The organism is Lysobacter sp. OAE881 (assembly GCF_040546665.1).
GTDB lineage: Bacteria > Pseudomonadota > Gammaproteobacteria > Xanthomonadales > Xanthomonadaceae > Lysobacter_J > Lysobacter_J soli.
Genome location: NZ_JBEPOG010000001.1, coordinates 636214 through 648666, shown reverse-complemented (window position 1 = coordinate 648666; position 12453 = coordinate 636214). Strand labels below are relative to the sequence as shown.

General features: G+C 68.5%; 10 protein-coding genes and 1 pseudogene. 4 read left to right on the top strand and 7 right to left on the bottom strand.

Translation table 11 applies throughout. The features are described 5' to 3' along the window. Nucleotides 1–24: 24 nt before the first annotated feature. From ABIE51_RS02920 to ABIE51_RS19320, 4 genes and pseudogenes are all read right to left on the bottom strand, one after another. Nucleotides 25–612, bottom strand: coding sequence for a hypothetical protein (locus ABIE51_RS02920; RefSeq protein WP_115841132.1), 588 nt, complete (start codon nucleotides 610–612; stop codon nucleotides 25–27). A 10-nt stretch (nucleotides 613–622) separates the two neighbouring features. Continuing rightward, on the bottom strand, nucleotides 623–2812 hold the full coding sequence (locus ABIE51_RS02915) for a xanthine dehydrogenase family protein molybdopterin-binding subunit (RefSeq protein WP_192632168.1): 2190 nt from the start codon (nucleotides 2810–2812) through the stop codon (nucleotides 623–625). A 212-nt stretch (nucleotides 2813–3024) separates the two neighbouring features. After that, nucleotides 3025–3144: a 2Fe-2S iron-sulfur cluster-binding protein gene (locus ABIE51_RS19325; RefSeq protein ID WP_502913322.1), complete on the bottom strand. Its 120-nt coding sequence runs from the start codon at nucleotides 3142–3144 to the stop codon at nucleotides 3025–3027. Between the two features lie 79 nt (nucleotides 3145–3223). Continuing rightward, nucleotides 3224–3430, bottom strand: a pseudogene (locus ABIE51_RS19320) ((2Fe-2S)-binding protein); the annotation flags it as partial. Nucleotides 3431–3692: 262 nt separating this feature from the next. Between ABIE51_RS19320 and ABIE51_RS02905 the strand changes: the two are divergent. Together ABIE51_RS02905 and ABIE51_RS02900 are read left to right on the top strand one after the other, a co-directional pair. Further along, nucleotides 3693–4721 (top strand): XdhC family protein, encoded by a 1029-nt coding sequence (locus tag ABIE51_RS02905; protein ID WP_354503384.1) that lies wholly within the window; start codon nucleotides 3693–3695, stop codon nucleotides 4719–4721. Next, nucleotides 4718–5326 (top strand): nucleotidyltransferase family protein, encoded by a 609-nt coding sequence (locus ABIE51_RS02900; RefSeq protein WP_192632166.1) that lies wholly within the window; start codon nucleotides 4718–4720, stop codon nucleotides 5324–5326. Before ABIE51_RS02905 ends, ABIE51_RS02900 begins: the two co-directional genes overlap by 4 nt. A 185-nt stretch (nucleotides 5327–5511) precedes the next feature. On the opposite strand, the gene ABIE51_RS02895 is transcribed toward ABIE51_RS02900, so the two are convergent. From ABIE51_RS02895 to ABIE51_RS02885, 3 genes are all read right to left on the bottom strand, one after another. Continuing rightward, on the bottom strand, nucleotides 5512–5895 hold the full coding sequence (locus ABIE51_RS02895) for an HU family DNA-binding protein (protein ID WP_115841128.1): 384 nt from the start codon (nucleotides 5893–5895) through the stop codon (nucleotides 5512–5514). Nucleotides 5896–6086: 191 nt separating this feature from the next. After that, nucleotides 6087–6722, bottom strand: a complete 636-nt coding sequence (gene eda, locus ABIE51_RS02890) for a bifunctional 4-hydroxy-2-oxoglutarate aldolase/2-dehydro-3-deoxy-phosphogluconate aldolase (RefSeq protein WP_192632165.1) — start codon at nucleotides 6720–6722, stop codon at nucleotides 6087–6089. Then, on the bottom strand, nucleotides 6709–7716 hold the full coding sequence (locus ABIE51_RS02885) for a sugar kinase (protein WP_192632164.1): 1008 nt from the start codon (nucleotides 7714–7716) through the stop codon (nucleotides 6709–6711). Before ABIE51_RS02885 ends, eda begins: the two co-directional genes overlap by 14 nt. Before the next feature lie 258 nt (nucleotides 7717–7974). Here ABIE51_RS02885 and ABIE51_RS02880 point away from each other — a divergent pair, with 258 nt between their 5' ends. Further along, on the top strand, nucleotides 7975–10818 hold the full coding sequence (locus ABIE51_RS02880) for a TonB-dependent receptor (protein ID WP_192632163.1): 2844 nt from the start codon (nucleotides 7975–7977) through the stop codon (nucleotides 10816–10818). A gap of 215 nt (nucleotides 10819–11033) precedes the next feature. After that, nucleotides 11034–12377 (top strand): pectate lyase family protein, encoded by a 1344-nt coding sequence (locus ABIE51_RS02875; RefSeq protein ID WP_192632162.1) that lies wholly within the window; start codon nucleotides 11034–11036, stop codon nucleotides 12375–12377. Nucleotides 12378–12453 lie beyond the last annotated feature (76 nt).

Sequence of the window (12453 nt, the reverse complement as noted above, 5' to 3'; positions counted from 1 at the left end):
CCGCATCCTGATGCGAAGGACGGATCAACCGCGCGCCGGTGCCTCCGGGCACGGCGCGCCGGCGTCCATCCACGTGCGGAACGCGCGCACGAATTCATCGTGCGGCACCGGCACCGGCACGCGATTTCCACCCGGCGCCCAGCCCCACAGGACCAGCTTGTCTTCGGCGACGTGCTTGAACATCGCCTCCATGTCGCGATCGCCGTTGCGCTTGCGATCCTGGATCATCGAACACAGCTCGTGCGACGAAACGCCGATCCACGCCATCTTCTGGTCCGGCGGCGGAAGCGCCCAGTGCGGCGCACCCGGCGGGGCGTTCGGGCCGTAGCTTTCCGGCAGGTTCGCTTCGCCGTGGCACGACGCGCATGGCAAACCCGGCGCGCCTTCGCCCTTGGGCCCGCGCACCACGTTCATCATGTGCGGCGTCTGCGTGTCGAACTGCAGCGGCGCATCGCCGGGAATGTGGCAGTTGCTGCAGCGCGGATGCTGGAACACCTTCTCCACCGTCGAGAAGGCGGCCAGCGCCTGGGCCTGCTGTTCGGGATCGACCTTCGGCGCGCATGCGGCCAGCAGCGCCAGGACGATGAGCGGAAGTGAGCGGAAAGCCCGCATGGCGTTCTCCTCAGGCGACCGTGTCGGGCAGGCGCAGCGGCAGTTCGCGCAACCGCTGTCCGGTGAGGGCGAAGATCGCGTTGGCTACCGCCGGCGCGATCGGCGGCGTGCCGGGTTCGCCGGCGCCGCCCATCTTTTCGGTGCTCGGGACGATGTGCACCTCGATCTGCGGCATCTCGTCCATGCGCAACACGCGGTAATCGTGGAAGTTGGATTCTTGCACGCGACCGTCCTTGAACGTCACCGCGCTGTGCAGCGCGGCGCCGAGGCCGAAGGCGATGCCCGACTCCATCTGCGCGCGGACGCCCTCGGGGTTGACCGCGACGCCGCAATCGATCGCGCACACCACCCGATGCACGCGCACGCGGTGGCGCGGGCCGGGATTGGGATCGATCGATACTTCCGCCACCTGCGCGATGAAGCTGCCGAAGGATTCGTGCACCGCGACGCCGCGCGCGCGGCCCTGTGCCAGCGGCGAGCCCCAGCCGGATTTTTCCGCCGCCAGGTTCAGCGCCGCCAGGTGGCGCGGGTGCCGGGCCAGCAGCGCGCGGCGGTATTCCACCGGATCCTGCTTCGCGGCGTGCGCCAGCTCATCGACCAGGCTTTCCATGATGAAGCCGTTGTAGCTGTGGCCGACCGAGCGCCACCACAGCACGGGAATGCCCGTGCGCGGCGAATGCAGGTCGATGCGATGGTCGGCAAGATCGACGATGTAGGGCGAATCGACCACGCCCTCCACCGACGTCCCGTCGATGCCGCCCTTCACCATCATCGCCTCGAACGGCGAGCCGATCAGGATCGACTGCCCCACCAGCACGTGGTGCCACGCGACGGGCTTGCCCGCGTCGTCGAGCGCGATGCGCGCCTGCTGCACGTACATCGGCCGGTAGTAGCCGCCGCGGATGTCGTCCTCGCGCGTCCAGACGGTTTTCACCGGCTTTCCCGCGGCCTTGGCGACTTCGACCGCTTCGCTGACGAAGTCCGACGTCGGCGTCGCGCGCCGGCCGAAGGCACCGCCGAGGAAGGTCGTGTGGATGTTCACCTTGTCGGGCGTGATGCCGAGGATCTTCGCGGCGACCTGCTGGTCCAGCGTCTGGAACTGCGTGCCCGTCCAGATGTCGCAAACGCCGTTCTCGAACTTCACCGTGGCGTTGAGCGGTTCCATCGGCGCATGCGCCAGGTACGGCACGTGGTACTGCGCCTCCAGCGTGCGCGTGGCGCGGGTGAGCGCGCCCTTCGCGTCGCCAGCCTGTTTCGCGAGCAGGCCATCGGTGAGCGCGAGCGTGCGGAACTGCTCGTGCAGTGATGTGGTATCGAGCGCGGCGTTGGGGCCGGCATCCCACTCGACCTTCAGCGCGTCGCGGCCCAGCTTCGCCGCCCAGTAATGATCGGCCACCACCGCCACGCCGCTGGGCACCTGCACCACGTCGCGCACGCCCGGCACGGCCTTCGCGGCGGTCGCGTCGAAGGATTTCACCGTTCCGCCGAACACCGGCGCGCGTGCGACCACCGCGGTGAGCAACCCCTCGAACTGCACGTCCATGCCGAACTGCGCGCGACCGGTGATCTTCTCCGGCGTATCCAGGCGTTTGGTGGGATGGCCGATCAGCTTCCAGGCCTTCGGATCCTTCAGCGCGACCTTGGCCGGCGCCTGGAGCGTGGCGGCCTGCACGGCGAGTTCGCCGTAACGGGCGCGTTGATCGCCCGCGATGGCCGTGCCGTTCTCGGTGCGCACCTGCGCGGCCGGTACGTTGAACTTCTGTGCGGCGGCCGCGACCAGCAGCGCGCGCGCGGTTGCGCCCGCCTGGCGGTAGCGATCGAATTCGGACCAGGTCGTCGTCGAGCCGCCGGTCATCTGCATGCCGAAGGCCGTGTGCGCGAAAGGCGGCGCGGCGGGCGCATGTTCGACGCGGATGCGCGTCCAGTCGGCGTCGAGTTCCTCCGCGACCAGCATCGCGAGCGTCGTCCAGATGCCCTGCCCCATCTCCGAATGCGCCAGCAGCACCGTGACGCTGTCGTCGGGCGCGATGCGCAGGTAGGCATTCGGTTCAAGGCCGGTGGATGCGGCGGCGGCCGCCTCGGGCGCGGCCTGCGCGAAGCGGCGCGCGCCGGGCACGACGAAGGCCACGACCAGGCCCGCGCCGATCGTCGCGGTGGATTTGAGGAAAGTGCGACGGGAGGAGTTCAGCCGTGCATTCATGTCGCGTCTCCGCGTTCTGTTTCCCTTCTCCCTGCGGGAGAAGGTGCCCGAAGGGCGGATGAGGGGGAACGGGGCTGCAAGGCATCGAACTCAGCGCCTCACTGCACTGGCGGTTCGACCTCGACACTCCGTTGCCCCTCACCCCAACCCCTCTCCCGGTGGGAGAGCGGCTCTGACCCCAGGGATGGATGAGGGAAGGTCCTGTTGAAACTTCAAGCCTTTCCAAACTCCGCTGCCCGGTGCACCGCCGCACGGATGCGCTGGTACGTTCCGCAGCGGCAGATGTTCCCGGACAGCGCCTGGTCGATGTCGGCGTCGCTCGGCGCCGGCATCTTCGCCAGGAGCGCGGCGGCGGGACATGATCTGGCCGGACTGGCAGTAGCCGCACTGCACGACGTCCAGCTCCGTCCAGGCGCGCTGCACGGGGTGCATGCCGTCCTTCGACAGGCCTTCGATCGTCGTGACGACCTTTCCTTCCACCGTGGACACCGGCGTGACGCAGGCGCGGCGCGGGGCGCCGTCGACGTGCACGGTGCAGGCGCCGCATTGCGCGATGCCGCAACCGAACTTCGTGCCGGTGAGGTGGAGCACGTCGCGCAGCACCCACAGCAGGGGCATGTCGGGCGGCGCGTCGACATCGTGTTCGATGCCGTTGACTTGCAGCTTCATGGAATCCCTCGCGGCGGCTGGGGGCGGCCGGGTCTTACCGTCGCCTCGCGCGGCGGACCGGGCCGCTACAGTAGACCTCCGGCATGGTCGGGGCCGCTAGCCCGTTCGTCGCCGATCCTTGCCCGATCCTCCGGCATCGCGCGTTGTGCCGCGTTGCTCCCGTACCCTGCCGATCACGTTGCCGCGTCGGCGCGCCGCAGATCCTTCGCCAATGGACCTCTCGCGAATCCCCGACAACACGTTCGCCTCCACATCGACATCCGCCGGTGCGATGCCCGTCGGCGGCGCGCGCGCCGTGCTGGAGGCGTCCGTCGCCGCATTGCAGCGCGGCACCGCCGCCACGCTCGCCGTCGTGCTGGAAACCAGCGGCTCGACCTACGTGCGCGCCGGTGCGCTCGCGTTGTTCGATGGCGAAGGCACGCAGGTCGGCTGGCTGAGCGGCGGCTGCCTGGAGCCGGAAATCGCCCAGCGCGCCGATGACGCATCGCACGCGGGCCAGGTCGATTTCATGGAGATCGACACGCGCTTCGACGAAGACCTGCTGTCGGGATCGGCCGTCGGTTGCCGCGGGCGGCTGCGCATCGCGCTGCTGCCGCTTGCGCTGCTTGGCGACTGGATCACGCACGTCGAGGCGTGGCGCGAAGGCGAACCGCTGCGGCTGGGCGTCCATGACGATGGCACGGTCGAACTTGCGTGCGCTGCGAACGAAAGCACGCATCGGCTGCCGGCCGCTGCGCCTTCCTGGCCCGACGCGCAATCGCGCTGGTCGATCGCCGTGCCGGCGGCACCCTCGATAATTGTGTTCGGCGCCGGGCCGGAAACGCCCTTCCTGCTGCCGATGCTGCGCGCCTTCGGCGCGACGACCACGCTCGTCGAACGCCGCCCGCGCTGGAGCGGTGCCGGCGCGCTCGCCGACCACGCGCCGGCACTCACGCCGACGCAGGCGCTCGTCGCGCCGAGGCGACGTTTCGACGTCGCGCTGGTGATGCACCACAACTTCGAACTCGATCGCGAGGCGCTGCACGCGCTGGCGACGGCGCCGATCGGCTTCATCGGCCTGCTGGGGCCGGTGCGTCGTCGCGACGACCTGTTCCGCGTGCTGCCCGGCGACGTGCGCGAGGCGTTGCTGCCGCGCCTGCATTCGCCGGTCGGGCTGCACCTGGGCGGCAGCGGGCCGGAGGCGATCGCGCTGAGCATCGCCGCGCAGCTGCAGCGTCACCTGCACGGCACGCCCGCGTGAAGCACACGGCGATCGTCCTGGCCGCCGGCGGCAGCACGCGACTGGGCCGACCGAAACAACTGCTGACGCGCGACGGCGAGGCGCTGGTGCATCGCGCGGTGCGGCTCGCGGCGGCGACGCATCCGGCGCGGCTGCTCGTCGTCACCGGCGCGCACGCGCACGGCGTGGCGGCGGCGCTGCAGGTGATCGCGGTGGATCATCGCTTGGAGCTGATCGCCAATTCCGACTGGGCGCAGGGCCTGTCGACGAGCCTTGCCGTTGCCGCAAACGCACTGCACGGCGTCGGTGCGCCGGCGCTGATCCTGGTCTGCGACCAGCCCGCGATGGACGAACACCACCTGCGCGCGCTCCTCGACGGTGCCGCGCACGCACCGGCCGGTTGCGCGGCGACCCGCCATGGCGAACGCCTCGGCGTGCCGGCGGTGGTCAGTGCGCGATTGCTCGACGAAGCGCGCACGCTGCGTGGCGATGCGGGCCTGGGCGCGCGACTGAGCGCGCTGGATGGCGCCTGGACGCTGGATGCGCCAGAACTGGCGCTGGATCTGGATACGCCCGCCGATGTCGCCGAAGCGGTGGCGCGGGGCTGGCTGGACGCGGCGGATTGACCGATCGCCGCTGGCGACGACACGCAATCGCGTTCCTTCGTCGCTTCTACAAATACAAAAACGGATAAGGGCAGGAACCAGGCGCGAGATGCGGCGTAAACCGCCGACTCGTCCCTCGTTCCTGCCCTTACCCGGAATGCGTCAACAGGATGCGGCCGCGTGCGCGCGCCGCATCCAGGCGGTCATCAGGCCGCGGCGTCCTTCAGCTTCTTCAGCGGACGGACCTTGACCTTCACCGTGGCCGGCTTGGCAGCGAACCACTGCTCTTCCTTGGTGAACGGGTTGATGCCCTTGCGCTTCGGCTTGGCCGCAACGCTGACGGCGGTGATCTTCAGCAGGCCCGGCAGGGTGAACGCACCCGCGCCCTTCTTGCTGACCGAAGCGTGCACGGCACCTTCCAGCGCGGCCAGCACGTTGCGGACGTCCTTGGCGACCACGCCCGTCGTTTCCGACAGGTGCGCGACCAGGCCCGACTTGGACAGCACTTCCTTGATCGGCTTCGGAGCGGCCGGCTTGGCAGCGGCCTTCTTCGGGGCGGCCTTCTTTGCCACTTTCTTCGTCTTCGCCATATGTGTCTCGTGATACTCGATGGTTGATGGATGCCCGTAAACCGCAGCTAGGCAAGCGGAATGTAGGGCAACACCAACGCGCCGCCAAGTGGTTTTGCACGAAAAAGTGCGGGAATTAGGCAGGTTTGGCGATCCCGACCGGTTCCGGGTGCCGGCACGGTGCTTGGATGCGCGGTTTTCGACGCGCTGCGTCACTCCGCCGCGAGCGCCACCGCCTCGCGCGCGAGGGCTTCCACGCGCGCCCAATCGCCCTCGCGCAACGCATCGGCCGGCGTCAGCCACGAGCCGCCAAGGCAGGCGACGTTGGATCGGCGCAGGTACTCGCGGGCACGCGCGGCGTCGATGCCGCCGGTCGGACAGAAGCGCGCCTGCGCGAACGGACCGCGCCAGGCGTCGATCAGTTCGAGCGCATTGATCGGTTCGGCCGGAAACACCTTGAGCAGTCGATGGCCCGCGGCGAGTGCGGCCATCACTTCGCTGCCCGTCGCCACGCCGGGCAGGTACGCGATGTCCAGTTCGACCGCGGCGGCCAGCAGTTCGGGCGTGCTGCCGGGCGACACGGCGAATACCGCGCCGACGTCCTTCAGCCGGCGCAGTTGTTCGACTTCCAGCACGGTGCCCGCGCCAATGCGCATGTCGGGCATTTCGCGCACGAGCGCGGCGACCGCGCCCATCGCCGCCGGCGTGCGCAGCGTCACCTCGATCGCGCCGATGCCGCCGGCCTGCAGCGCGCGCGCCACGGCCCGCGCTTCGTCCACGCTGGCGGGCGTGTACACGGGCATGACGCGATGCCCGTGCAGCAATGCCTGTGCGTCAACGGCGGACATGGAAGCCCGCCTGCGACGTCACGTCGTGGATTTCCTGCGCGCTGGCCAGGCAGAAATCGCCCGGGATCGAATGCTTGAGCACGGCGGCGCCGAGGCCGAAATGCAGCACTTCCGGCGGCGCCATGCCCTGGATCAGGCCGTGCAGCACGCCGCCGGCGAACGCATCGCCGGTGCCGATGCGATCGACGATGCCGTCCAGTTCGTAATCCGGCGCGCGACGACGCGTACCGTCGCGTTCGACCATGACCGCCGACAGCGTGTGCCGATCGACGCTGTGCTGCGTGCGCAGCGTGCAGGTGAGCCATCGCAGGTTCGGCAGCGCGGCGAACGCGCGCGTGGCGGCTTCGGCCACTGCACGCTCGCCTTCGGACGGCACGCGTTCGCCGAGCACGATGGCGATGTCGCGATGGTCGGCGAAGACGATGTCGGCTTCCTCGAAGATCTGCCGCAGCAGGCCGGCGGCGTCGCCGTCCCACGCCTGCCAGAGCTTGCCGCGGAAGTTGCCGTCGAAGGACACCTTGACGCCGAGGCGTCGCGCCGCGCGCGCGGCGTCGATGGTCGCCTGCGCCGTCGCCAGGCCGAGCGCGGGGCTCACGCCGGACAGGTGCAGCCACTGCGCGCCGTCGAGCAGCGCGTCCCAGTCGTAGTCGGCATGGCGCACGAAAGCCGAGTCGGCGCGGTCGTACAGCACTTCGCTCGGACGCTGCATCGCGCCGTGCGACAGGAAGTACAGGCCCATGCGCCCATCGGCCGCGCGCACCGCACGCGTGTCGACGCCGTGGCGGCGCAGTTCGCCGACTGCGGCGGCGCCGAGCGCGTTGTCGGCGACGGTCGATACCATCGCCGCGTCATGGCCCAGCTGCGCGAGCAGCACCGCGACGTTGGCCTCGGCACCGCCGATGTGCACGTCCAGTGCGGGCGACTGCAGCACGCGCTCGCGGCCGGGCGCGGACAGGCGCAGCAGCAGCTCACCGAAACAGACGATGCGGCTCACGCCGGGTTCCTCATTGCGCTCATTCCTGCTCCCATCGATTCGAAAACCGCGACGATTCTGCCTGCTTCCCGGGCCGCCCCGCCTTGCCGCGACCGGGCTCCGGCGAGCCCATGGCGCACCGCAGCATGCGATCCGTCAACTCAGGTGCTAGGGTTTTGACCATCGGTGTCATTCCACCGTACGGAACACCTTAGCAAGCGTCCTGAGCCAGTCAACAAGCGCCTTTGAGCTGTAGTGCCATATGGGAGGGGAGAACCTATGCAATTTCAGCGTGCACCAAAAAAGACACCGGTTACCTTGCTTGCCGCCTCGATCGGCCTTGCGCTGCAGCTGAGCGCCGCGAGCGCCCTCGCGCAGGACGCCGCAGCGGCCTCGTCCACCGCACCGACCACGACGACCGCTGCCGCGCCCGCCGCGGACGCGCCGCCGACCGAACTCGACACGGTCACCGTCACCGGCTTCCGCGGCGCGCTGGAAAAGGCGCTGGACAAGAAGCGCAGCGAGATCGGCGTGGTCGATGCGATCGTCGCCGAGGACATCGCCGACTTCCCGGACCTCAACCTGGCCGAATCGCTGCAGCGCATCCCGGGCGTGTCGATTTCGCGCGACGCCGGCGAAGGCCGCAACATTTCCGTGCGCGGGCTGGACAGCCAGTTCACGCGCGTGCGCATCAACGGCATGGAAGCGCTGACCACCACCGGCGGCACCGACAGCTCCGGCGGCGCGAACCGCGGTCGCGGCTTCGACTTCAACGTCTTCGCCTCCGAGCTGTTCAACAGCATCACGGTGCGCAAGACCTCCTCGGCCGACATCGAGGAAGGCGCGCTCGGCGCAACCGTCGACCTGCAGACCGCGCGTCCGTTCGACTACGACGGCTTCACCTTCGTCACCGGTGCGCAGCTGGGCTACAACGACCTGGCGTCGGACCTCGACCCTCGCGCGACGATGCTGGTCAGCAACACCTGGGCCGACAACAAGTTCGGCGCGCTGCTGTCGGTGGCCTACACCAAGCGCCGCCTGCTGGAAGAAGGCCACAGCACGGTGCGCTGGGACAACGGCACCAGCAGCGGCGGTTTCGCCGGCACGCCGGCGGCCGAGTCGGCCAGCGTCTTCCATCCGCGCATCCCGCGCTACGGCGTGATGGAGCACGAGCAGGAGCGCCTGGGCGTCACCGCGTCGCTGCAGTTCGATCCGACCGACAAGACCTCGCTCGGCCTCGACCTCATGTACGCCGACCTCGACGCCACGCGCACCGAGAACTTCCTCAACGGCCTGTCCTTCAGCCGTGGCGCGTGCGCCGCGGGCACCGCGGGTGCGGCCTGCCGCGCGGCCGGCGCCAGCGGCAAGCCGGAAACGGTGGTGCTGGAAAGCGTGGTCGACGAGCGTGGCAACCTGGTCTACGGCCGCTTCAACAACGTCGACGTGCGCTCGGAAGCGCGCTACGACGAGCTGGAAACCAAGTTCACCCAGTTCAACTTCTACGCCGACCACGAACTGACCGACGACTTCAAACTGCATTTCGAAGGCGGCCGCGCGAAGTCCGAGTTCGAGAACCCGATCCAGACGACCATCACGCTGGATCGCACCAACGCGCAGAACTACACCTGGGATTACCGCAACAACGACCGCCTGCCCGTCATCACCAACGGCTTCGACGTGAACGATCCGGCGCAGTGGCGGTTCATCAACGGCGTGTCGGAAATCCGCCTGCGCCCGCAGTACGCCGACAACACCATCGACAACGTGTCGCTGGGCATGTCGTGGGCGCTGACCGACAGCTTCGCGCTGAAGGGTGGCGGCCAGTTCAAGGAATACACCTTCGAATCGCGCGAGGAACGCCGCGCGTCCGAGCTCGTCGTGCCCGCGCTGCCCGCCGGCACGACGCTGGCCGACTTCACGCGCACGATCCAGCTGGAAGACATCCGCAACGTCGGCGACGGCCGCTGGCTGATTCCCGACATCGACGCGTTCAACCGCGCGTTCGACCTCTACAGCGACGAAGGCATCTTCGCCGTCAGCGACACCGTGTCGTCGGTGCTCGGCAACAACCGCACGGTGACCGAGCGCGACCAGGGCTTCTGGCTGCAGGGCGACTTCAATACGCAGATCGGCTCGCTGCCGCTCAGCGGCAACATCGGCCTGCGCCAGGTGACCACGCGCCAGAGCTCCACCGGCTGGTCCACGGTCGGTGGGCAGCCCGTGCTGACGACGGTCGAGCGCAGCTACGAGGACACGCTGCCGTCGATGAACCTGGTCGCCGACGTGACGCCGGACTTCCTGATCCGCTTCGCCGCGGCGAAGGTGATGGCGCGTCCGGGCCTGGGCAACCTCACGCCAGGCGTGACGGTGAACGTGTCCGGCGGCAATCGCGTGGTGAACGGCGGCAACCCGCTGCTCGATCCGTTCCGCGCGAAGACGGCCGACCTGTCGTTCGAGTGGTATTTCGCCGAGGAATCGCTGCTGGCGCTGGGCCTGTTCTACAAGGACATCGACAGCTTCGTGCAGACCTCGCGCGAGACGCGCCCGTACTACACGTCGGGCCTTCCGGAGAGCCTGCTCGCCGGCACCGGCGCGACGGTGAACGACGACTTCCAGTTCAACATCCCGCTGAACACGCCAGGCGGTCCGCTCAAGGGCCTGGAGTTCACCTACCAGCAGCCGTTCGTGTTCCTGCCCGGCTTCTGGAGCGATTTCGGCGTGCAGCTGAACTACACCTACGTCGATTCGAAGATCCAGTACATGACCGCGGCCGGCGCGACCTCGCTGCGCACCGACCTCACCGGCCTGTCGAAGAACGCGTACAACGCCACGCTCTACTACGAAGGCGACAAGTTCAGCGCGCGCGTGTCGGCGGCGTATCGCGACGACTACCTGACCACGGTGCCGGGCCGCAACAACAACGACGTGGAAGGCACGGCCGAAACGCTGACCATCGACATGTCGGCCTCGTACAAGATCAACGAGCACTTCGAACTGACGCTGGAAGGCCTGAACCTCACCGACGAGTTCCAGGACCAGTGGGTCGATTCGATCGGCGATCGCGCCTCGGTCTACCACCACACCGGGCGCCAGTACTTCCTGGGTGCGCGTTACAAGTTCTGATCGTGATGGCAAGGCCCTTCTCCCGCTCGCGGGAGAAGGTGCCCGAAGGGCGGATGAGGGCGATCTTGCGCGACCGCTTCGCCTGCCCTCACCCCAACCCCTCTCCCGCGCGCGGGAGAGGGGCTTTGTTGTTGATCGTTTGCGTAGTCATCCTGCGGGCGTCGCACGCCTGACCGCCGACGTCCGCCTCTTCCTGACTAGAAGGAGCGGCACCGATGCGCAATCGCACGAAGATCGTCCTGACCACGCTCGCACTGGCCTTGATGCCATGCGCTCACGCCGGTCACGGCCTTGAACGCCAGACCATCGCACCGAACGATGGCTGGGCCTCACAGCCCACCGCCGCATTGCCGTACGGGACGACCGGGGGTTCCGCCGCGGACGAGGCGCACGTGTTCACCGTGTCCGACCGCAACGCGCTGGTGGCCGCACTGAACTTCCCCGACGCCACGCCGAAGATCATCCGCATCGAAGGCATGATCGACGCGAACGTCGATGCGAACGGCCAACCACTCACGTGCACGGATTACGCGCGCCCCGACCCGCAGACGGGCGAGTTGTATTCGCTGGACGCCTTCCTCGCTGCGTACGATCCCGCGACATGGGGACGCGTTAACCCCAGCGGCCCGCAGGAACGCGCACGTGCCGCATCTGCCGCCGCGCAGCAGGCGCGCGTGCGTATCCGCGTGCCCGCAAACACCACGATCATCGGCGCGAACCACGGCGACGGCCTGCGCGGCGCGTGGCTCGACATCCGTCCGAGTTCCACCAGCGGCAACCAGCCGATGAACGTCATCGTGCGCAACCTGCTGCTGGTCGATAGCGCCGACTGCTTCCCCCAGTGGTCCCCGACCGATGGCGCCGAAGGCAACTGGAACGCGCTGTACGACGCGATTTCGGTCCGCAACGCGACGCATGTGTGGATCGACCACAACGCGATGCTCGACGTCGCCACGCGCGACGAGGATGCGCCGACGTATTTCGGTCGGCTTTACCAGCGCCACGACGGACTGGTGGACGTCACCAACGAGTCCGACTTCGTCACGGTGTCGTGGAATCTGATGGCCAACCACGACAAGGCGATGCTGATCGGCTCGTCCGACAGTGCCGTCGCCGACCGCGACAAGCTGCGCGTGACGCTGCATCACAACCTGTTCCACGATCTCGGCCAGCGCGTGCCGCGCGTGCGCTACGGCCAGGTGCACGTGTTCAACAACCAGTACTCGCTCACCGACGAAGGCGCGCAGACCTACGCGTACAGCTGGGGCGTGGGCATCGAGTCCAAGATCTTCGCGCAGAACAACCATTTCCTCGTGCCGCCGGCGGTGACGCCTGACCTGTTCGCCGAGCGTTTCAACGGCACGGCGCTGTTCGAGGAGGGCACGTTGCGCAATGGCGTGTCGCGGCACGCACGCGTGGACGTGGTCGATGCGTACAACGCGGTGAACACCGTTCCGCTGTCGCGCGATGTCGGCTGGACGCCGACGCTGTATCGCCGCATCGATCCAACGGCAGTCGTGCCGATCGCGGTGATCCTCGGGGCTGGGCCGTTCAAGTGACACCGGGTTCGACCTTCGCGCTGCGTCGCCGTCTTCTGCGTGCATCGATTGCCTCACCCGCTTTGCTGCTGGCCCC